This window comes from [Actinomadura] parvosata subsp. kistnae (genome assembly GCF_900323885.1).
Lineage (GTDB): Bacteria > Actinomycetota > Actinomycetes > Streptosporangiales > Streptosporangiaceae > Nonomuraea > Nonomuraea composti.
Genome location: NZ_OOHJ01000022.1, coordinates 368,509 through 390,346 on the forward strand (window position 1 = coordinate 368,509; position 21,838 = coordinate 390,346).

Annotated in this window: 15 protein-coding genes and 1 pseudogene; 9 read left to right on the forward strand and 7 right to left on the reverse strand. The window is 71.7% G+C overall.

Annotated features, from left to right (window positions below):
• Nucleotides 1-287: 287 nt before the first annotated feature.
• Nucleotides 288-1,766, reverse strand: a complete 1,479-nt coding sequence (locus KIS93_RS44535) for an RNA-guided endonuclease InsQ/TnpB family protein (protein ID WP_186404793.1) — start codon at nt 1,764-1,766, stop codon at nt 288-290.
• Nucleotides 1,767-2,390: 624 nt separating this feature from the next.
• A complete protein-coding gene (locus KIS93_RS44540; RefSeq protein WP_080041349.1) occupies nt 2,391-3,626 on the reverse strand; it encodes a cytochrome P450 family protein in 1,236 nt (411 codons plus the stop codon).
• Nucleotides 3,627-4,191: 565 nt separating this feature from the next.
• Between KIS93_RS44540 and KIS93_RS67865 the strand changes: the two genes are divergently transcribed.
• Nucleotides 4,192-6,258 (forward strand): ATP-binding protein, encoded by a 2,067-nt coding sequence (locus tag KIS93_RS67865; protein ID WP_186404794.1) that lies wholly within the window; start codon nt 4,192-4,194, stop codon nt 6,256-6,258.
• Nucleotides 6,259-6,324: 66 nt separating this feature from the next.
• Here the strand turns inward: KIS93_RS67865 and KIS93_RS44550 are convergent, their stop codons facing one another.
• Nucleotides 6,325-8,373: an ATP-binding protein gene (locus tag KIS93_RS44550; protein ID WP_186404795.1), complete on the reverse strand. Its 2,049-nt coding sequence runs from the start codon at nt 8,371-8,373 to the stop codon at nt 6,325-6,327.
• Between the two features lie 215 nt (nt 8,374-8,588).
• Between KIS93_RS44550 and KIS93_RS44555 the strand changes: the two genes are divergently transcribed.
• The gene (locus tag KIS93_RS44555; RefSeq protein ID WP_186404796.1) at nt 8,589-9,935 is read left to right on the forward strand and encodes an FAD-dependent oxidoreductase; all 1,347 of its coding nucleotides are present in this window, start codon (nt 8,589-8,591) and stop codon (nt 9,933-9,935) included.
• 90 nt (nt 9,936-10,025) lie between these two features.
• Here the strand turns inward: KIS93_RS44555 and KIS93_RS44560 are convergent, their stop codons facing one another.
• A complete protein-coding gene (locus KIS93_RS44560) occupies nt 10,026-10,607 on the reverse strand; it encodes a TetR/AcrR family transcriptional regulator (protein ID WP_080041353.1) in 582 nt (193 codons plus the stop codon).
• A gap of 83 nt (nt 10,608-10,690) precedes the next feature.
• Here KIS93_RS44560 and KIS93_RS44565 point away from each other — a divergent pair, with 83 nt between their 5' ends.
• The 3 genes from KIS93_RS44565 (at nt 10,691) to KIS93_RS44570 (ending at nt 13,609) form a co-directional block, all read left to right on the forward strand.
• Entirely contained in the window at nt 10,691-11,326 is a 636-nt protein-coding gene (locus KIS93_RS44565; protein WP_080041354.1) for an isochorismatase family protein, read from the forward strand.
• The gene (locus KIS93_RS67870; protein WP_268966882.1) at nt 11,323-11,457 is read left to right on the forward strand and encodes a hypothetical protein; all 135 of its coding nucleotides are present in this window, start codon (nt 11,323-11,325) and stop codon (nt 11,455-11,457) included. Before KIS93_RS44565 ends, KIS93_RS67870 begins: the two co-directional genes overlap by 4 nt.
• Nucleotides 11,458-11,560: 103 nt before the next feature.
• Entirely contained in the window at nt 11,561-13,609 is a 2,049-nt protein-coding gene (locus KIS93_RS44570; RefSeq protein ID WP_155128207.1) for an ATP-binding protein, read from the forward strand.
• A 10-nt stretch (nt 13,610-13,619) separates the two neighbouring features.
• Here KIS93_RS44570 and KIS93_RS44575 read toward each other — a convergent pair whose 3' ends face one another.
• The 3 genes from KIS93_RS44575 to KIS93_RS67875 form a co-directional block, all read right to left on the reverse strand.
• Nucleotides 13,620-14,063, reverse strand: a complete 444-nt coding sequence (locus tag KIS93_RS44575) for an acyl-CoA thioesterase (RefSeq protein WP_246005455.1) — start codon at nt 14,061-14,063, stop codon at nt 13,620-13,622.
• 350 nt (nt 14,064-14,413) lie between these two features.
• Nucleotides 14,414-15,403, reverse strand: a complete 990-nt coding sequence (locus KIS93_RS66275) for a glycoside hydrolase family protein (protein ID WP_230465434.1) — start codon at nt 15,401-15,403, stop codon at nt 14,414-14,416.
• 265 nt (nt 15,404-15,668) lie between these two features.
• Nucleotides 15,669-15,791 carry a hypothetical protein gene (locus KIS93_RS67875; protein WP_268966883.1) on the reverse strand — a complete coding sequence of 41 codons (123 nt, stop codon included), beginning with the start codon at nt 15,789-15,791 and terminating at the stop codon, nt 15,669-15,671.
• A gap of 33 nt (nt 15,792-15,824) precedes the next feature.
• Between KIS93_RS67875 and KIS93_RS44590 the strand changes: the two genes are divergently transcribed.
• The 4 genes and pseudogenes from KIS93_RS44590 to KIS93_RS44605 all read left to right on the forward strand — a co-directional run bounded on the left by KIS93_RS44590 (nt 15,825) and on the right by KIS93_RS44605 (nt 21,784).
• Nucleotides 15,825-16,433, forward strand: a complete 609-nt coding sequence (locus tag KIS93_RS44590) for an SDR family NAD(P)-dependent oxidoreductase (protein WP_222107864.1) — start codon at nt 15,825-15,827, stop codon at nt 16,431-16,433.
• A gap of 56 nt (nt 16,434-16,489) precedes the next feature.
• Nucleotides 16,490-18,571 (forward strand): annotated as a pseudogene (locus tag KIS93_RS44595) (molybdopterin oxidoreductase family protein); the annotation flags it as partial.
• A gap of 397 nt (nt 18,572-18,968) precedes the next feature.
• The gene (gene nirB / locus KIS93_RS44600; RefSeq protein WP_222107865.1) at nt 18,969-21,446 is read left to right on the forward strand and encodes a nitrite reductase large subunit NirB; all 2,478 of its coding nucleotides are present in this window, start codon (nt 18,969-18,971) and stop codon (nt 21,444-21,446) included.
• Nucleotides 21,443-21,784 carry a Rieske (2Fe-2S) protein gene (locus KIS93_RS44605; RefSeq protein ID WP_080041359.1) on the forward strand — a complete coding sequence of 114 codons (342 nt, stop codon included), beginning with the start codon at nt 21,443-21,445 and terminating at the stop codon, nt 21,782-21,784. The genes nirB and KIS93_RS44605 overlap by 4 nt, the downstream gene beginning before the upstream one ends.
• The last annotated feature ends 54 nt before the right edge of the window (nt 21,785-21,838 follow it).

A 21,838-nucleotide genomic window follows, 5' to 3' on the forward strand; every position in this document is an offset into this window, starting at 1 on the left:
GGGGCCGGGGACGGCGGGCCGCACACGATGCCTCCCGCGATGAGAGCCGGGGTGGCATGGGAAGCAGCGACCCCCGGTCCTCCCTTTCCGGTTGGCCGCGACCGGGCACATCGGCGTGATCGCACCGCACGACGGACGCCAGGCCCGGCAGCGAGGCCCGTCGCGGGGCCCCGAACTCGTTGACGGTCGAGGGGGGAAGGAAGAGCGCCAGACCGCCTCGGCTCACCGGGCGGTCGCTGGTGTCCGGAGGGGAGCCGTAAATGGTGCGTGTGTCAAACAGGACGACCTCACCTGGTCTCATCTCGAGTCGGCGTCTCCCCCGCCGCCGGGGCGGGATCCGAACCCGCCAGCCGCACCAGAACCCGCGCGCTGTTGACCCTGCGATCATCACCATGACCGCACGACGGGCACACGAACCGCTCCTCGGCCGGCGGGACGGGCTTGGCTCTCACCTGCCCGCACGCCGCGCAGGTCCTGCCCGTCGGCTCATGGCGCCCGACCACCGTGACCTGCGTCCCATACCAGTTCGCCTTGTGGATGACCTTCCGCCGGGCCATGCCGATGCCGGCGTCGGCCACCGCCCGATTGCGCGTGCGCCGTGTCCTCGCCGGAAGACCCTCCCGGCCACCGGCCAGGACGCCGGCCACGTCCCACCCCTCGATCACGATCCTGTCGTGATCGTGAACAAGCCGGGACGTTGCCTTCTCCACATGATCCAGCCGTAACGCGGCGACGCGGCCGTGCAGGACCGCGACCCGATGGCGCGCCTTCTCCCGCCCGCGGCTCCCCTGGACCGTACGGGCCAGCGCCCGCTCGGCCCGGCGCAGCTTCGCCTGGGCCTTCTCCAGGTACCGCGGGTTGTCGATCACCTCACCGGTGGACAGGGTGGCGAGATGACGCACGCCCCAGTCGACGCCGACCGTGCCGCCCGCCCGCTGGCGCCGGGTCGGGGTGATGCGCACCGGCCGGACGCGCTCCACGGTGAGGGAGATGAACCACCGGCCCGACGCCGTGCGCGAGACCGTTCCGCGGACCAGGCGCGCGTACGGCACCTGCCCGCTGCCCTTGCACGCCGCGCACCTTCTCATCTCCGCGTCGCCTCCCTTCGCCGGCACCTTCCCCGCACCGCCGCAGGGAGGGCACACGGCCGGGGCCTTGCGGAGCAGGGCGAGCAGCTTCGTGGTCTTCTCCTTGACCCGCACCGGCCCGATCTTCGGCAGCACCACCGACCGGTGCACCTGCACCCGCACCTTCTTCGGCCTGCCCTCCTGGGCCGGGTTACGCGAGAGGGCCATGCGGTGCTCACCGATCCGCAGTGTGCTGCCGTGCACCTGGAACGAGGCCGTGGAGCGGTGCCGGGACTTGAACCGGGGCCGCCCCACCGGCCGGCCCTTACGGCGTCCGCCGCGCGAATCGAAGAACTTCTTCCACGCCCCGTGCGCGTCCCGCAGCGCCGCTTGAAAGGTGCCCACGAAATGCTCCCCGACCCACTCCAGCCCGTTGGCCGGGTCGTCCTTGTGCCGGGTCCACATCTTGCACAGCGCGAAGTGGTCGGGGTAGACGGGCAGCTCGCCGCCGGCGTCCTTGGCCTTCTTGAACGCCTCCAGGTGCTCGGCGATCTGCTGGATGCCCCAGTTGTAGGCATACCGGGCGGCACCGGCATGCGAGGCGAAGCGGCGTGCCTGCTCCGGCGTCGGGTCCAACTCGTACACGAACGCCTGCTGGATGAGCCGGTCCTCCACGCCGGACCTGCGCCTGCTCGACACGCCGCATCCTCCTCTTCGGCCCCTTGGCCACCATTGCGCGGACCGGGCGGGGCCGCCCTGATCTCGCGTCCTCAGCGAGCGTTCCTGTGCTCGCCCGCGGCGTTCCGACATGTGTCCCTCGGAAGCCCGCCACCACTCCCCCGCGCATCTGCCGCCCGGGGCTGATGGTGTGGAAAGAGCCGCTGCCCAATTCGTCGAAGGCCGGCAGCCACAAGCCTGCCACTGACCGCCGCCGTTCCCCGCGTCCCGACCCGGACGGAAGCACGGGGACCTCCCGCGCGTCCGTGTCGGCCGGGGTCCGCATGAGCGCGATCCGCGGCCGCCTGCGGTTGCGTGATGAGGTTGGGCACCAGACCCTTGCGGATCTGGAGCACCCGTCTTACCCCGGCCCGGTGGGCCGGGAGCGGGCTACCCGCTTCCATGAGGACCGCCTGCCGCGCCCCCGGCGCGGCAAGTCTCACGTCCCCTCCACGGGCGTTTAGCGTCTCCCCGCTGCTCGGGGCGACGTCGGAACACACCGGCCGTACGGTGGTGACATCGTGTTCACCCCCGCGGCCGGACAACGAACAGTGGACCCGTTGGCCGACGGGCCCGGGACGCGCTCCTCGCCGGGGGCTACGGCCCTCAGCGGAGGAACACCGGAAGCGCCGCCAGGCCGTTGGACAGGACCGAGGGCAGCATCATCAGTTCCCCGGCAGGCGCGGCCAGGCGCAGGCGGGGGAACCGGCTCAGGAGAATGCCCAGCGCGAGCCTGGCTTCCAGGCGGGCCAGGGGCGCGCCCACGCAGTGGTGCACGCCGTGCCCGAAGGCGATGTGGGCGGGGCCGTCGCGGGTGATGTCCAGGATGTCACCCCCGGGGAACCGGGCCGGGTCGCGGTTGGCCGCGAGCAGGCCGATGAACACCGGCTCGCCCGGGGGGATGGTCACCCCGGCGACGTCCACCGGCTCGGTGGCGATGTAGGGCACGGTGGTCTGCAACGGGCCGTCGTAGCGCAGCAGCTCCTCGATGGCCGGTTCGAGCAGCTCGGGCCGCTCGCGCACCAGGGCCAGCTGGTCGGGGTGGGCGAGCAGGGAGCGCACGCAGTTGCCGATCATGTGCACGGTGGTCTCGTGCCCCGCGACCAGCAGCAGGAACATCAGCGAAGTCAGCTCGTCCTCGCTCAGCCGGTCCGCGCCGTCGCGGGCCGCGATCAGGTCGGAGAGCAGGTCGTCCTGAGGCTCGGCCCGGCGCAGCGCGATCAGCTCCCGGGTGAACCGCAGGACCTCCAGTGTCGAGTGCCGGTACTCCTCGAAAGAGCACAAGGCGGCCGCCATGAGGGGTGGGGTCCAGGAACGGAGGTCCGCCGCGGTGTCCTCGGGGATACCGATCAGCTCGCACAGGACGATGATCGGCAGCGGGGCCGCCAGCGCCGGCACCAGGTCCACCGGGCCGCGCCCGTCTGGCCCCGCCTCACGCTCCGCCTCGGTCAGCAGGGCGTGGGTGACCTGCTCGATGCGCGGCGCCATGCGCTCCACTCTGCGCCGGCTCAGCGCCGAGCCCACCAGCCGGCGCAGCCGCCCGTGGTCGGGCGGATCGGTGTACAGCATGTGGGTGTGCGCGGCCCGCGCCACCTCATCGCCCAGTTCCTTCACGTACCTGGCGTTGCGCCAGCCCCCCTTGACCATGCGCGGGTCCGCCAGCAGCGCCCTGGCTGCCGCGTGCCCGGTGACCAGCCAGATGGCACTGCTGCCCGCCGTCTCCAGCCGGTGCACCGGACCGGCCTCGGTGAGCGCGGCGTAGACCGCGTGCCGCTCTCCCGCTCCGACCGCCCGGAACGGATCGAGAGAAGCGGTGGTGTTCGAGATCGGAGGTGAGGACATGCGGGCTCCTTCGAGGCTCGGTGCATGTGCGGCTGCCCGGGGGCACGGACGCGTTCCAGGACCGGGACATCTCCCTGGCGCCGGGAACCGGAAACCATGGACAGCGGGTTTCCGCGAAGAGGAGAAGCCGGCGCCTTCCTTTGCGGGCGTACTCGTGCTCACGCATCCCTGTCCGATGGCGAGGGAAATGTAAGCGGGCCCATGGGCCAGAACAAAGACCAGAAACTGACCACAGGTCGATTCCGACGGTATGCCGTGCCGCGGCGGCATTCACCGGCCCCGCGGCCGCCGCACTGCCCGCGACCATGGTGTCGGCATACCGATGCCGGTCCGAACGGCCTTTCCCGGCTTTCGCGCGATGGCCTCCTCCTCATTTCCGGTCGATTCGTCTGACGCCGGAAACCTCATGCGACCGGGGTGTGGCGGAATCTGTCCATTCTGCTGACCAATGAATGCTCATTTCGTGGTCGCGGGCGAACGCCTGATGGGCGTCCGTTTTGCGGCCAGGCCGGCCGCGTGCCACACTGCTGCCGAACTCCGCCGAGATAAAGCTAAGGTCTTTGCCATGTCAAAGCAGGAGTCCGGCCAGGGCCTTCCGCTGCTGAGGACGCGACTGCACCGCGCGGCGGCGGCCACGTTCGTCGGCCGGCGGCAGGAGCTGCAGACCTTCCGATCGGCGCTGGAGGGCGATGACGTCAGTGTGCTCTACGTCCACGGCCCCGGTGGCATCGGCAAGTCAGCCCTGCTGCGCCGCTTCGCCGACGAGGCGATCGCGGCCGGGCGGACGGTGGTCCAGCTCGACGGCCGGACCGTCAACGCCACGCCGGAGGCGTTCGGGGCCGAGGCCGAGGTGGTGTTGCGTGATGAGCACGTCGTGCTGCTGGTCGACACCTTCGAGCTGATCCAGGGGCTGGAGGGCTGGCTGCGCGAGCGGTTCTTGCCACGGTTGCCGGTCGGGGCGCTGGTCGTGCTGGCCGGGAGGAACCCGCCCGACATCCGCTGGCGTGCCGACCCGAGCTGGGCCGGCGCCCTGAAGGTCGTGCAGCTCGGCGAGCTGGCCGCCGACGAGGCCCGCGCGCTGGTGGACGCCCGTGGCGTCGCCGACGGCCTGCGGGAGCCACTCCTGTCCTTCGCGGGCGGTCATCCGCTGGCGCTGTCGCTGGGCGCGGCGGTCGCCGCCGGGGACGAGCGGGCGAGCAGCCGGTGGACGCCCAGCCAGGACGTGATCGGCACCCTGCTGGATCAGCTCGTCGGCGACCCGCCCACGCCCGCCCACCAGCGCGCTCTGGAGGTGTGCGCGCATGTGCACATGACGACGGAGGAGCTGCTGCGGGCGGTGCTGCCGGCGGACGACGATGTCCGCGGGTTGTTCTCCTGGTTGCGGCGGCTGCCGTTCGTCGAGGTCGGCACGCAGGGCCTGCATCCGCACGACGTGGTCCGCGACCTGCTGGAGGCCGACCTGCGCTGGCGCGACCCGGCGGGTTACGTACGGATGCACGAGCGCATCCACACCCACTTCGCCGAGAAGATCCGCACCGTGCCGGACGCGGAGGTCCCGGCCGTCGCCAGGGCGCTGGTCTTCCTCCGCCGCAACGACCCGGTGACGGCCGGCTTCTATTCGCACTGGCATGGCCAGGGCGAGGTCCAGGAGGAAGCCTTCGTCCCAGGGGACGTCGAGGGCCTGCTCCGGGTGGCCGCCATCGAGAGCGAGGAGTCGGCGGAGGCGGCCCTGTTCTGGGCGCGACGGCAGCCCACGGCGTTCCGGGTCTACCGCCTGACCAGGACCGGCGAGCCGGTGGCGTACCTCGCCTGGTTGCGGCTGCAGGAGCCCGACGAGTCCGAGCTCGACGCCGACCCGATCGTGGCCGCCGCGTGGGCGCATGTGCGGGCCACCACACCGCTGCGCGCCGGCGAGCACATGGCCGTCACCAGGGGCTGGCTGCTGCCGTCCTATCGCGGGGTCTCACCGGTGATGGATCTCATCCAGTGGCGCGCGATGGGCTACTACCTCCGCTCGGAGCGCCTGGCCTGGACTTTCTTCGTGCGTTCCGACCCGGATGTCAGTGGCGACTACCACCGGCAGTACGACTTCATCGAGATCCCGGAACGACCGCGCGTGGGCGGGCGCACGTACGGCCTGTTCGCACACGACTGGCGGAAGGTGCCGGCCCAGGCGTGGCTGGAGCGGGTGAGCCGGCCGCCGTCGCCGGAGCCGGACGACACCGGCGTCCTCGACCCGGCGCCCCCGCTGGCCGTCCTGACGGAGACCGAGTTCTCCGAGGCCGTCCGCGAGGCGCTGCGCCGGCTGTCTCACCCCCGCGCCCTGGCGGTCAATCCGCTGGCCCGCACCCGGCTCGTCACCGGCCATCCCGATCCCGACCCCGCCTCGGCACTCCGTGACCTGCTGCGGCAGGCGATCACCAATCTGAAGGATGATCCCTCCGCGCACAAGTCGTACCAGGCGCTGGAGATGACCTTCCTGCGCGGCACCCCCACCCAGCTGATCGCCGCCGAGCAGCTCGGCCTGCCCTTCACCACCTACCGCCGCCACCTGACCACCGGTGTCGAACGCGTCTGCGCGGACCTGTGGCACCGCGAGCTGCACGGGACCGGCGGGATCACGACCCCATGACAGGCGCCTGACAGGGTGAAGGCGGGCCCGCACGCTCGATGACCGTGGCCCGACGACCGCGCACGTTCATCGGGCGGGTGCGGCAAGCGTGCCGTGCAGTTCCCGCTGCCACAGGTTCTCGCAGACGCGCTCGATGCCCGAGACCAGGTGACGGCGGTAGGTGGTGAAGGGCAGGCCGAGCCGCTCCGCGGCGGCCTCCTGGGTCGGGGCGTCCCCGAGGTACGTGGCGGCCAGCACGCGGTGGAGCTTGACCGAGCGCGGGCCCTCACGCAACGCCTCGATCTCCGTCTCCAGGAGTTCGCGCAGCGCCTTGGCCGACTCCCCGTCGCTCTGCCCGGCGACGAGCCGGGTGCGCGTCAGGGGTGAGCGGGCCAGCTCTTCGGGGCGGGTCAGGTGGCGCAGTGCCCAGCGGGCCGCCGCCTCGAACTCCTCCTTCGACAGCACCGCCAGCTCCACCTCGGGCGGCGCCTCCGGCGTGTACGGCGCCGGCGTCCCGCCGAGCCGCTCCAGCCAAGCCTGTGGCGGCACCGCCCGCCAGTCGTGCACGAACATCGTGTACGACTCCTCCCCCACCCGGGCGGCATCGGGGATGTCACGCATGTCGTGCCGGCGGAAGCACTCGATCCGGTCGGTGCTCGGCTGCCGTACCGCGATGCAGGACCAGGCCATCCGCTCGGAGCGCAGGCAGTTGCCGATCACCCGCCACTGCAGCAGGTCCATGACCGGCGAGTTGCCGCGGTAGGCGGGCAGGATCCAGGACCGGCCGACGGCCAGGTGCTCGCCGGCCCGTGGGGGCGCGGTGGCGCGGGCGTGCGCCCAGGCCGCGGCCACGACCGGGTCGGCCGCGCACTCGTCGTCGTCCTGCTCGTGCAGGCGCAGCCACGCGTGGAAAGCGACCGGTTCGCCGGTCTCGGTGTGCCAGTAGACGCGCAGCGCCGAAGGCTGCCTGGCCAGCCAGAACTCGGCGCAGGCGGCCGACCGCTCGCCCTCGGCCTCGCGGGCCAGGCGCACCAGCCGCTCGGCGTCGCCGGGCCGCAGGGGGCTCTCCTGGATCTGGCCCTCCTCGTACCAGCTGTACGGCTCGACCATCGCGTTGTTGTCGCGGTGCAGGTAGAACAGCGCCGCCACCGCGCTGAGCACGTCGGGCTCGGCGGCGGTGCGGACCTTCTCCGCCAGGTGCGCGTGGATGCGGTCGTGCATGTCGGCGTACCCCTGCGGGTCGCGCCAGCGCAGGTCGGCCTCCAGCACCTCGCGCACCACGTCGTGCGGGTACAGCCCGAGGCTGCTCGACTCCACGAACGGCAGCCGCCGCAGCCAGCGGAACAGCGCCGCGGCGTCGTCGGGCAGCGCGGCGCGCAGGAGGTCCTCGGTCGTCATGTACGCGTGCGCGCAGATCTCCAGCGCGTGCCGGTGCGCCGGGCTCGGCACCTCGCCGACGAGCTGATCCAGCAGGGTCGCCACGACGTCATGGTCCGGTATCCAGCGGGTGCTCGCGCCCTCGTCCTTGACCGCGACCGCCGCGCCCAGCAGCAGCGCCAGGGGATGCCCGCCGGCGAAGGCCAGCAACGGCTCGCGCAGCCCCTCGGCCACCCCGCAGCAGTCCATGAGCGCCTGGGCGTCACCAGGCGCGAGGTCGCGCAGGGAGATCACCTCCAGCTCCCGCGCCCATCCGGGCTCGGTGTGCCAGCGTATGTCCGGCGGGAACCGCCCGGCGATCACCACCAGCGCGCCCACCGGCAGCCTGGGCAGGAACCGCTCGCGCAGCCAGCCCTCCAGACCCTGGATCCGCTCGAAGGTGTCGACCAGGAGCACCGCCCGCTCGTCGCGCAGCACCGCCTCGGCCGCGGCTTCGAAAGCGGCCGGCGACGGGTCCAGGGTGCGCCCGTCCACTCTGGCGACCGATCGGCCCGCCAGCGCCGCCTCCTGCGCGAAGCGCCGCAGCAGCGCCGACTTGCCGATGCCGCCGGGACCGTGCACGTACAGCACGCTGCAGCGGCCGCCGTACAGCGCCGCGCCGAACAGCGCGAGCTCCTCCTCGCGCCCTACGAACGCCGACTCGCGGGCCGCCTGCAGGCGCCGGCCCAGCGGCTCCGGCTTTCCGTCACTCCCCGACATGCGCCCAACTCTAGGGTCTGGCGAGATCCCCCCTTCACCGAACGCATGAGTGTTCGTCCGCATCACCCGTGAAAGAGCTCGGACCAGGCGGGCGTCGCGGCCCGTCGAACGCCGTTTCACGGCGGCGTGCCAAGCCGGCGCGGGAACGAAATGAGGAACTACTGATCATCTGTCTGGTCTGGCGAATGAGCAGGGAGCGGCATGACGATCTCCGCATGACGGTTGACGTAGTCGTACTGGGAGCCGGGCCCGCGGGCCTGGCGGCGGCCTTGTTCCTCTCCGCTGACGGGCATCGCGTCACGGTGCTGGAACGTGACGGGGCCGAGCCGGGTCAGAGCCGGGCCGTATCCCATTTCCGGCAGCCTCATGTGCTGCTGCCCCGTGGGCTGGCCGTGCTGAAAAGGCGGCTGCCGGAGGCCGTGGCCGCCATCGAGGCGGCGGGCGGCCACCGTTGGCACCTGCTCAGCCGGGACACCCTTGACGACCGCTACGAGTTCCTGTCGGCCAGGCGGCAGGTGCTGGAGAGTGCGCTGACCGGCCTGGCCGACCGCGCACCCCATGTGGAGGTCCAGCGTGGCGTCGGCGTCTCCGGCCTGCTGACCAGGGATTCCGGCACGGGAGGCGCGCCTCTCGTGCACGGCGTGACCACCGACTGCGGCGAACGGCTCGAAGCCGGGCTCGTGGTGGACGCGGGCGGCGGCGGCTCGCCGGTCGGCGCCATGCTCGGCGACCTGCAGCACGTCACGGACACCGCGCTGCCGCCCGACGCGGGCTTCGACTTCTACACCCGCTACTTCCGCAGCCCCGACGGCACACTGCCGCCCCGGCCCGCCTGGCCGCTGGAGCACTACGACAGCGTCTCCACCCTTGCCCTGCCCAGCGACAACGGTGCCTGGTCATTGACGCTCGTCGTCTCCCGCCGCGACTGGGTCATGCGGTCGCTGTACGAGGAGCACGTCTGGGATCGCACGGCCGCCCTGTTCCCCGCGCTGACGGAGTGGGTGGGGTACGGCCGGCCTGTCACCGGAGTCCTCGCCACGGCCGGGCCGGGCACCCGCCGGCGCAGCGTCGTGCGCGGCGGACGGCCGTCGGTGACCGGGCTCGTCAGCGTGGGCGACGCCTGGGGCACCACCAATCCGGAATTCTGCCAGGGCCTGTCGATGGCGCTGATCCAGGCCGAACTGCTGTGCGAGGCCGTACGGGCGGAGCGGGATCCGGCCCGGCTCGTCCTGGCGTACGAGTCGGCCGCGCAGGAAGCTCTCGGCCCGTTCTACGCCACCTCGCGCTTCTGGGAGCAGAACCGGTTGGCGGAGATCTACGCCGCGATCCGCGGCCGGCGATTCCATGGCGGCCCCGACTGGACCGCCGTCATGGCCATGGAGGCCGCCAAACTGGCCGACCCCGACGTGCTGACCGCGATCAGCGACATCGGCTCGATGCTGGCCGCGCCGGTGGAGGCGATGTCCCGGCCCGAGGTGGTCAGCAAGGCCCTGTCGCTGGCGGCCGGCAGCCCGGCCCCCGCCCCGACGCGCGCGACCCTTCTGAGCACGCTCTCCCGCTGACTCCAGCACTCCGCCCCGCTGACGTGCGCGCCCTCGACGAGCCTGCGCAACTCACTGTCGCCTGGCGGGCGCCCGGCCTTCCCGCCCCTGTCAGGGCCCGCCCAGGATGCCGCGCAGCGCCCGCGCCAGATGGGCGACCAGGGCTTCGCGGCTCATCTCGGCGATGGGGCCGACGCCGACGACGTACCGGCTGAAGGTGACACCGATGAGGTGGGCGCCGAGCAGGTCGATGCGTTCGTCGGCGTCCGCCCCCGTCACGACCGTCCGGTAGGAGTCGATGCTGAGCTGCCGCATCGCGACGTAGAGCCGGGTCGCGCTCGCCTCATCGGAGGCGACACTGCGGATGAGCGCGATGAACGGGTCGTTGCCGCCGGCGCTCTCCATGCGGTCCACGTACGCCTGGGCGATGCGTTCGGGGAGGGTTTCCGGCGTGCCCGGCATGACGGCGCCGAGGTCGCCGGCGCCGGGCATCGCGGCGATGAACAACTGCTCCTTGGAGGGGAAGTGCCGCATGATCAGGCCGTGCGTGACGCCCGCGCGCTGGGCGATCTCACGGATGGTGGCGCGGGCGTAGCCACGCTCGGCGAACGCGGCCCGCGCGGCTTGCAGGATGGCGGCCCGGCTCGCCTCCGGGTCGCGCCTGCGCTTCCTGACCTCCGGTGCTGTGCTCACACTTAAGTGTACATCTGGTCACTAGTGGTGCTACCGTCATTAGTGACCACTTGGTCATTAGTGTGTCATCTGGAGGAGCACTCATGTCCCTTGAACCGCTGACCCCGCAGAACACCACGATCATCCTCGTCGACCACGCCGTCGGGTTCGCCAACGTGCTGCGTTCGCATGACACCGCCCAGCACATCAGCAACGTCGTGGGACTCGCCAAGACGGCCGTGTGGTACGAGAGCGGCCTGGTCGTCACCAACGGCCTGCCCACCAAGCCGTCCGGCCCCCTCTACCCCGGCCTGCTCGAGGTGATCGGCGACCACCCCGTGATCGAGCGGCCCGGCGCCATCAACGCCTTCGCCGACGAGAACTTCGCGCGAGCCGTACAGCGGACCGGGCGCAGGAAGCTGGCGATCGCCGGCGTGTCCACCGAAGGGTGCGTCCTGCAGACCGTGCTCGGCGCGCTACGGCTCGACTACGAGGTCCACCTGGTCGTGGACGCCTCGGCCAGCGTGACCCCCGAGACGCACGCCGTCGCGGTCCAGCGCATGGTGCAGGCGGGTGCCACGCCTGTCACCTGGTTCTCCCTGGCCGGCGAGTTCCAGGCCGACCACCGCAACCCGACGTTCCCGTACTGGCAGCGCCTGATGCGCGAGCACGTCCCGACCATGGACATGGGCGTCCAGACCTACCTGGCCGCCTACCAGCAGGCGCAAGGCGCCGCATGACCGGGCCTCTCGCCACGGCCGACGCCATGAGGCCGGCGACCGGGGCCGACAAGGCGCTCGACGCGAACGGGGGCCGGCGCGGGCAGGCCAACGATCTCATCGGCCTGCTCATCACCGGACTCAGCAAATAATCAGCCCCCTTTCAACTGAAAACCATCCCCTTTTATCTGTGCATAATTACCTATTTATTGGTCCGACCCGCACGACGTGGCGAAGCTAATTAGAGTTCCGATCATGGCAAAGCAGCCCCACCCAGAAACCCCGCCGCTCGAACGAAATCCGCGCCGTGGCGGAGCCTCCGCGTTCGTCGGCCGGACCAGGGAGTCCGAGGTCTTCGACGCGGCGTTGAGGGGTGGCGGGGCCGGGGTGTTGTTCGTGCACGGCCCCGGCGGCATCGGCAAGTCGGCGCTGCTGCGGCGCTTCGCCGAACAGGCCGTCGCGGCCGGGCGGACCGTGATCCCGCTCGACGGCCGCACCATGAACCCCACCCCGAGAGCGTTCGAGGCCGCGGCCGCGGCGGCGTCGCACGACGCGCGGGCCGTGCTGCTGGTGGACACCTTCGAGCTCGTCCAGGGCCTGGAGGGGTGGCTGCGCGAGCGGTTCCTGCCGGGCCTGCCGACGGGGGCGCTGGTCGTCCTGGCCGGGCGGATGCCGCCGGACCTGTGCTGGCGTGCCGATCCGGGCTGGGCCGGCACCCTGGAGGTACTGCGGCTCGGTGAGCTCAGCCGGGAGGAGGCCCGCGAGCTGCTGGAGGCCGGCGGGGTGCGCGCGGGCCTGCGGGAGCCGCTGCTGTCCTTCGCGGGCGGCAACCCGCTGGCACTGCGGCTGGGCGCCGCCGTGGCCGCCGCGGACGAGCGGGCCGGCCGCCGGTGGACACCCAGCCACGACCTGATCGTCACCCTGCTGGACCAGCTGGTCGGCGCCCCGCCCACGCCCGCCCACCGACGCGCTCTGGACGTGTGCGCCCACGCCCACATGACCACCGAGGAGCTGCTGCGCGCGGCGCTGCCCGGCGACGACGCGACCGCGCTGTTCGCCTGGCTGCGGCGGCTGCCGTTCGTCGAGCGCAGCACGCTCGGCCTGTATCCCCACGACGTGGTACGCGAACTGCTGGAGACCGACCTGCGCCGGCGCGCTCCCGACGGCTACGCCGAGATGCGCCGGCGCATCCACGACCACCTCATACGCAGGATCCGCACCGCGCCGGATTCCGACGTCCTGGCCGCCACGGCGTCGCTGACCTTCCCGCACCGCCACAATCCGCTGACGGCCACCGTCTTCACCAGCTGGCGCAGTCATGGCGAGGTTCAGGAAGACGTCTTCACCGACGGCGACCTGGAGGAACTGCTCCGGGTGGCCGCCAGCGAGAGCCGAGAGTCGGCGGACACCGCGCTGTTCTGGGTGCGCCGGCAGCCCGCGGCGTTCCGCGCCTACCGTCTGACCAAGACCGGTGAGGCGGTGGCCTTCCGTGCCTGGTTACGGCTGCACGTCCCCGACGAGGACGAGATCGGCGCCGATCCGATCGTCGCCGCCGCCTGGGCGCACGCCCGCGCCACCGATCCGCTGCGCCCCGGCGAGCACATCGCCCTGTCCAGGCCGTGGTTGTTGCCGTCCTACCGGGGCCGCTCTCCGGTGATGGATCTCATCCAGTGGCGCGTCATCGGCGACTGGACCCGTTCATCGGGCCTGGCCTGGTCCTACAGCGTACGGCACGACCCGGACGCCGGCGGCGAGTTCCTGCGCCAGTACGACATCACGGAGGTGCCGCAGCGACCCCGGGTGGGCGACAACGAGTACGGCCTGTTCGCCCAGGACTGGCGGAGGATACCGGCTCAGGTGTGGCTGGAGCGGCTGATCGATCTGCCTCCGCTCGCACCGCGTGACACGGCCGGCCCCTCCTCCGCGCCGCTGACGGTCCTGAGCATGGAGGAGTTCCACGGCGCCGTCCGCAAGGCGCTGCGCAGTCTGTCGCGTCCTGCCGGCCTGGCCGCGAACCCGCTGACCCGTACCCGGCTGGTCAGCGAGCACCCCGGCGACGACCCCGCCGCCGCGCTGCGCGACCTGCTGGTCCAGGCCATCGCGGACCTGCGCGATGATCCGCGCGCCCGCAAGCCGTACCGGGCCGTCGAGGTGACCTTCCTGCGCGGCGCCCCCAGCCAGTCGATCGCCGCCGAACTGCTCGGCCTGCCCTTCACCACCTACCGGCGCCACCTGACCACCGGCGTCCGGCGCATATGCGAGAGCCTGTGGCGGCGTGAGCTCTTCGGGGACGACCAGACCTGAGACCCGTGGGTCAGTGCGGCGGCGGCGCCTCGTGCAGCGTCATGAGCACCTCGCGCGCCGCCTCGCTCAGCGGCGCCGAGGTGAGGGTGCCGGGATCGATGTTGACGTCGACGCGGCGGCCCTCGGCGTGCAAGACCGACAAGTCGGACGAGAGCAGCTTGAAGCCGTAGACGACGCTGCTGCGCCCGACGCTCTCCACCCAGAAGCACACGGCCAGTTCGCAGATGCCGCTGATCGGCGCCCGATAGGTGATGGCAAGATCGCGGACGACGCCCATGGCCCCCTTGAACGCCGATCTGGACGGGTCGATGTCCGCGCCGTGCTCGCTCCAGAAGGTGAGGATCGCCCGATCGAGCAGCACGGCGTAGCGGGAGTGGTGCAACATTCCCCAAGGGTCGAGCTCGTCGAAATGCACCCGCACCGGGACTGTCCGGCCGGGCGTGGAAATCGTCACAGGTGTGTCCTTCGGATGGGGCGGTTGGTGGGCCTCAGTGTGCGGCGGGAGTCTGTCCACTTCCCAGATCACTTTGTGACTGTCTCGGCCACACCCCGGAACGTCGTCGGGACCGGTCGGCGAACGTATCCCGTCGTCGACAAAGATCGGCGCACAGACCGGCGCGCCATGGCCGAGGCGGTCCTCGGTCGCCTCGAAGCCCGCTGAGAACGGTCGGTCATGCACGCGCCGGATCCGGGTGCACGCCGGCCCGCCTGCCGGTTGAGGCGTCCTCCGTGGCAGGCGGGTGGCGGGGAGGAGCCGTCACGCGGCGTCCTTTCGGACGTTGACGCCAGGTGAGGGCACCGGTCTCAGACCGCTCGGGCGATGCGAATGCGGGCACTGAGCCGAGGCCCGGCTTCGTAGAACATGTACTCGACCCCGTCCTGGCTGCCGAATGACGGAGCGGCGACGCGGCCGCCGTCAGAGGCGATCGGCGAGTGGAACACGCCCAGGTGCACTTCCTTGTCGAAGGCGGGGCCGACCTCGGTGATCCGCATCTTGCCGTCGTTGCCGTGGTAGGCGACGTAGACGGTGCCGTTGCGCTTGACGAGCGTGGGACCGGCGATGCCGGCCACCCCGTCGGGCTCCGGATTCACCAGGGGGGTGGAGCTGAACCGCCAGCCGTCCCAGCCGTTGGGCGACCAGCCGTAGAAGATCCGCCGGCCGTTCCGTACGCCCATGAAGACCATGACGTACGTGTTGCCGCGCCCGGGAAGAGCGTGCTCGAAGACCCGCGCGTAAGACGTCTCCGACGTGCCCGGCACCAGGCGGGTGCTCAGAATCGGGGTCTCGTCGGTGAAGGTGAGGCCGTCCCTGGACCGGGCGACCCGCGTCACGGTGTTCTCCCCGTGGAAGTAGCAGAAGAACTGCCGCGTGGCGCCGTCCCAGATGACGTGCGGTGAGGAGACATGGCTGACGGTGGTGCCGGGCAGCCGGTTGTCGATGATCGGGTTCTGCTCGTAGTCGGTGAAGGGCCCGTCGAGCGAGTCGCCGAAGGCCACACAGATGCCGCCCGGTTTCTCGTGCGGCGCGTAGTACAGGTAATAGCGAGAGCGCGCTCCACTGATTTTGTCGTAGACCCCCCGAATGCAGGGGAAAATGAACTCCCCCGTGGGGTTGTAATGCAGCGGCATGGTCAGGGCGTCGCGAACATAGCGGTACGTCGGCATCCCCGCCGGACCGGCCGAGGCCGCCTCCGCGGGGTCGAGTCCGATGCCGGTGGCGACCACCCCCGCCGCCATACCGCGCAGCACCGCTCGTCGCCCGACCGACCGTCGATTCCGGTCGGCAGGTTCCACGTCATTCCCCTTCGTCGAGAGGCTGATTGCACGTCGCCGACTCTAGGAATGGGGACTGACCACATACCAGCCCAGATGATGACCATCACTGTTCGTCCTCGATTCTTCAGAGGTCGGCGGCCAGCATTCCTCCTTGGTTGACGGTCCCGTTCTTGCTGGGCAGATTGCGCAGGCCCCTCGCCTTACCGGCGCGGACCCGGTCCTCCACGACGGCGTGCGCGCGGGCCGGCACGAACCCGCCGCGCCTGGGGCCGGCGAGCTGTGGCTAGCCGCCGCGGGCCTGCCGGTCGATCATGGACACCAGGGTGGAGACGAGCTCCTCGGCCGTGACCTGCCACTTGTCCGCGGACAGGTGCCCGTTGACCTCCATGTCCGTGATCCCGTGCACGCTGGTCAGCAGCAGCGCCGCGAACGGGCGGGCGTGCTGAAGGTCGCCATGGCCACCTTCGGCCCGTACGCGGGCACGAAGTTCGCCCTGGAGGCGGTCAGCGACGCGCTACGCCGTGAACTGGGGCCGCTGGGTGTGCGGGTGGTGGTCGTCGAGCCCGGAGGCATCCGCACTGAAATGGGGGAACGAGGCATCGCCACCACGCGCCGGCTGGCCGAAGCCATGTCAGCGCAACAGCGGGATCGCTACGGGCCGCTGGTCCAGGCGGTCATGGCACTGACCGCCGCGGGCACCGCGGGCGGCAGGTCCGCGGAGGACGCCGCCCGGGTGATCGCCAAGGCCGTGACCGCCGCGAAGCCCCGCACGCGCTACACCATCGGTCCCGACGCGGCTCTGCTCACCCAGCTGGCGCGGATCCTGCCGGACCGGATGCTGGATCGCGTCATCGCGGCCGGCCTGCGTCCGTACCGCTGCGAAAACCGCTGCCGCGTGAAACGCCAGAGGGCTCGGCAGTGGCGACACCTCGTCCGCGCTGGTGGGCTCGCGGTGCGCAGCCAGGCGAGACGTTCGCCGGGGGCTGGGCTGCCGTGGCGGCGTAGACCTCACCACCCCGGGACTCAAGGGATGCGGCCGGACGTGTAACGCCGCGGATACCGGCGGGGCATGCGGACGTAAACGGTGCGGCGAAGCATGGTGGTGTGGGCACAGCGACGACTCCGACCCATTGCCCCTACTGTTCCTTGCAGTGCGGCATCTCGTTGCGGGTGGCAGAGGGCACGACGGTGCTGGAGCCCATCGACTTCCCCACCAACCGCGGCGGCCTGTGCGTGAAGGGCTGGACGGCGGCCAAGCTGCTCGACCACCCCGAGCGGCTGCGCACGCCGCTGGTGCGCGCGGTGCCCGGTGACCGGCGCAGCCCGCTGCGCCCCGCCGGGTGGGACGAGGCCCTCGACCGCGTCGTGTCCGCCGTCCGCGAGGCTCAGTCCCGCCACGGCCCCGACAGCGTGGGCTGCTTCGGCGGAGGTGGGCTGACCAACGAGAAGGCGTACCTGCTGGGCAAGTTCGCCCGGGTGGCGCTGCGCTCCTCGGCCATCGACTACAACGGCCGGTTCTGCATGTCGTCGGCCGCTACCGCGGCCAACCGGGCGTTCGGAGTGGACCGCGGGCTGCCCTTCCCGCTGGCCGACATCGAGCGCGCCGAGGCGATCCTGCTGGTCGGCAGCAACCTCGCGGACACCATGCCACCGGCCGTGCAGTACCTCGAACGGGGACGCTCGAGCGGTGCGCGGCACATCGTGGCCGACCCACGGGCCTCGGCGACCGCCCGCGCGGCCACGCTGCACCTGCAGCTCACCCCGGGCACCGACCTGGCGCTGGCCAACGGCCTGCTGCACCTGGCCATCCGGACCGGCGCGGCCGACGACGCCTACATCGCCGAACGGACCACCGGGTTCGAGGCGGTGCGCAGCGCGGTGGCGTCCTACTGGCCGGACCGGGTGGAGCGAATCACCGGAGTGCCGGTCGCGGCGCTGCGGCGAACCGTGGCCGTCCTGAGCGAGGCGCGCTCGGCGATGGTGCTCACCGCACGGGGCGCCGAGCAGCACAGCAACGGCACCGACACGGTGCAGGGCTTCGTCAACCTGGCCCTTGCCCTCGGGCTGCCCGGCCGGCCGTACTCCGGATACGGCACGATCACCGGGCAGGGCAACGGGCAGGGCGGCCGCGAGCACGGCCAGAAGTCCGACCAGCTGCCCGGATACCGGCGGCTGGACGACCAGGCCGCGCGCGCTCACGTCGCCGGGGTCTGGGGCGTCGCCCCGCGGACGCTGCCACCGCCGGGCCTGTCGGCGTACGAGATGGTGGACCGCCTGGGCACCGAGGCGGGCGTACGTGCCCTGCTGGTCCTGGCCTCCAACATCGTGGTGTCGGCGCCCGACCGCGACCGCGTGCTGGCACGGCTGCGCGCCCTCGACTTCCTCGTCGTGTGCGACTTCTTCCTGTCGGAGACCGCCGTGGAGGCCGACGTGGTGCTCCCGACGGCTCAGTGGGCCGAGGAGGAGGGCACGATGACCAACCTTGAGGGCCGCGTGCTGCACCGGCGGCGGGCGCTGCCGCCGCCCCGCGGGGTCCGCACCGATCTGCAGATCCTCACCGCGCTCGCCGAGCGGCTGGGTTACGGCGCCCACTTCAGCTCCGACCCGCGGACCGTCTTCGACGAGCTGCGGCGGGCCGCCTCGGGCGGGATCGCCGACTACTCGGGGATCACCTACGAACGCATCGACGAGGAGCAGGGGGTGTTCTGGCCGTGCCCGGCCGAGAGCCATCCCGGCACGCCCCGCCTGTTCGCCGACCGCTTCCCCACCCCCGACGGGCGGGCCGCGTTCGTGCGGGCCGAGTACCGGGAGCCGGCCGAGCAACCCGACGACGACTATCCGTACGTACTGACCACGGGACGGCTCATGCGGCAGTACCAGAGCGGCAGCCAGACGCGTCGCATCGCCGCCCTGGACGAGGTGCCCGCGGCGGAGATCCACCCCGACCTGGCCCGGCGCCACGGCATCGCCGAGGGAGATCCGGTCGAGCTGCGCACGCGCCGCGGAGCCGCGCTCTTCCAGGCCAGGCTCACCGACTCCATCCGTCCCGACACGGTGTTCGCACCGTTTCACTGGGGCGGTACGGCCAGCGCCAACGTGCTGACCGACCCTTCCCTGGACCCTCACTCGCGCATGCCGGCGTTCAAGGTCTGCGCCGTGTCAGTCGCCCGAGGCGGCCCGGCGGCCGGCCCTGCCGGCATGCGATCGGCAACCGATCGGAAGGAAGTGGCCATGCATTCCACGCCTCGCTTCTTGCAAGGGGTCTTCTCCTTCAACGGCAAAGGGCTCGACCAGCCGTACCTGCTGGACTCCGAGCTCCGCTACGTCGTGCCCGCCGGGCTGACCGCCCAGCCGCTGTACCTGCGGGCCGGCAACGCCGCAGGCGAGCTGGTCTGCGTGGTGCTGATGCGCGACGGACGGCCGATGCGCTACTTCCCCGTCGGCGCCAAGGCCGACACGCACGTGTCGCTGCGGGTGGTGGAGGACCTGGACTCCGGCACCGCGCTCGAGTTGCACCTGGCCGCGCCGGACGGCCTGAGCGGCACGGTCGTGCTCGACTTCGGCCTGATCGAGGTGTGAAGCCGTGACGGCACAGCGGACACGCGCCGAGCGCCTGGTGGTGATCGGCAACGGCATGGCGGGCGCCCGGGCGGTCGAGGAGATCCTGCGGCGCGGCGGCGGCGAGCGGTTCGCCATCACCATGTTCGGCGAGGAGCCGTACGGCAACTACAACCGGATCCTGCTGTCCAACGTGCTCGCCGGGGCCGATGACGAGGCCGGCATCTTCCTCAACGGCCTGCCCTGGTACGCGGAGAACGGGATCACCCTGCACGCGGGCACGCGCGTGCGCCGCGTCGACCACTTCGCGAGGACCGTGCACGCCGACGACGGCACGGTCACGCGGTACGACAAGCTCGTCATCGCCGTCGGGAGCCGGCCGTTCATCCCGGACATCGACGGCATGCGCGTGGCCACGAGGGGCTTCCACCAGGGAGTGTTCACCTTCCGTACCATCGACGACACCCGGAACATGATCCGCTACGCGCGCGAGCACCGGCGCGCGGTCGTGATCGGCGGCGGCCTGCTCGGCCTGGAGGCGGCCCGGGGGCTGCAGACCCACGGGCTGGAGATCACCTTGCTGCACGCCGGCCCGTACCTGATGAACCAGCAGCTCGACGCGCAGGGCGGCGACGTGTTGCGGCGCAGCGTGGAAAGGCTCGGCATCCGGGTCGAGACCTCGGCCAGGACGACGGCCATGCTCGGCAGGCACGAGGTGACCGGGGTGCGCCTCGCCGACGGCCGCGTCATCGAATGCGACATGGTCGTCGTCGCCGCCGGCATCCGCCCCAACACCGAGCTGGCCGAGGCCAGCGGCCTGCCCGTGGAGCGCGGCATCGTCGTGGACGACCAGATGCGCGTCCTCGACGAGGCGGACATCTACGCGGTCGGCGAGTGCGCACAGCACCGTGGCCAGGTGTACGGCGTCGTCGCGCCGCTGTGGGAGCAGGCCAGGGTGCTGGCGGACCACGTCACCGGGGCCGACCCGGCCGCCGCCTACCACGGGTCGCGGATCGCCACCAAGCTGAAGGTCGCCGGAGTCGACGTCGCCGCGATGGGGGTGAGCTCGCCGGAACCCGGCGACGAGTTCGTGGTCTTCGCCGAGCCGAGCCGGGGCGTGTACAAGAGCGTGATCATCCGCCAGGACCGGCTGGTCGGCGCCACCCTGCTGGGCGACGTCGGCAAGGTGGCCTTCCTGACGCAGGCGTTCGACCGCGGGCTGCCGCTGCCGGAGGAGCGGGTCCGGCTGCTGTTCGACCTCGGCGGGCCGCCGGCCGAGGTGGGCGTCGCCGAGCTCGCCGACGAGGCGCAGGTGTGCAACTGCAACGGCGTCAGCAAGGGCGCCTTGGTCGACACCGTCAGGAACGGGGCCAGGTCGGTCACCGCGGCGATGGACCGCACCCGGGCGGGCAAAGGTTGCGGCTCGTGCCGCTCGCTGGTCGCCGAGATCGTGGCGTGGGCGGCGGACGGCGAGGTCGAGGAGGACCCCTCGGCGAGCTGGTACGTCCCCGGCATCCCGCTGGCCAAGCCGGAACTGATGGCCCGCATCCGTGAGCACGGGCTGAAGTCGGTGTCGGCGGTGTTCGCGGCGCTCGCGCCGGACGGCCGTGAGGACGCCAGGAGCAAGATGGGGCTGGCCTCGCTGCTGCGGATGATGTGGCCGGACGACTACGTCGACGAGCGCGACGCGCGCTTCATCAACGACCGGGTGCACGCCAACATCCAGAAGGACGGCACGTTCTCGGTGGTCCCGCAGATCAAGGGCGGCTGCACCACCGCGGCGCAGCTGCGCAGGATCGCCGACGTGGCCGAGAAGTACGACGTCCCGCTGATCAAGATCACGGGCGGTCAGCGCATCGACCTGCTGGGCGTGCGCAAGGAGGACCTGCCCAAGGTGTGGGCGGAGCTGGACATGCCGTCGGGGTACGCCTACGGCAAGAGCTTCCGTACGGTGAAGACCTGCGTGGGTTCCGATTTCTGCCGGTACGGCCTGGGCGACTCCACCGCCCTCGGCATCGCCATCGAGAGCCGCTTCCAGGGCCTGGAGAGCCCGGCCAAGATGAAGCTCGCCGTCACCGGCTGCCCGCGCAACTGCGCCGAGGCCTACGTCAAGGACCTCGGTGTGGTCGCCGTCGAGGGCGGGCGCTGGGAGATCTACGTCGGCGGCGCCGCAGGCGCGCACGTGCGCAAGGGAGACCTGCTGGCCACGGTGGACGGTCCCGAACAGGTCATCACGCTGACCGGCCGCTTCCTGCAGTACTACCGGGAGAACGCCAACTGGCTGGAACGCACCTACGCGTTCGTACCGCGGGTGGGCATCGAGGAGATCCGCGCGATCGTGGTCGACGACCGGGACGGCATCGCGGCACGGCTCGACGAGGCCGTGCGGGCAGCCGCCGACGCCTACCGGGACCCGTGGCGGGAAGGTGCCGGCCCGGTGACCCCCGGCCAGTTCCGCACCGCGCTGCCGCTGGAGCCGCTGCCGAAGGTGCCGGTCCGATGACCACCGGCGACGTGACGGCCGTGACGGTACACCGGCTCGGCCCGCTCGACCAGGTGCCTGTCGGGGAGGGCCGCGCGTACGTGGTCAACGGCGTTCAGGTGGCCGTGTTCCGGCTGCGCGGCGGCGGTGTCCGGGCGGTGTCGGCCGTCTGCCCGCATGCCGGAGGACCGATCGCCGACGGGCAGATAGACGAGGCGGTGGTCGTCTGCCCGCTGCACCAGCACGCATACGACCTTGTCACCGGCTGCTCCCCCACCGGGCAGCCGCCGCTGCGGACCTATCCGGTCCACGTCGACGATGAGGGCTGTCTGGTGCTGGTGACCGACGGCACGAGCTGAGACGCCGCACCCGCCGGCCGGCAGGATGCTCGGCGTGACCAGCCGATGAGCCCG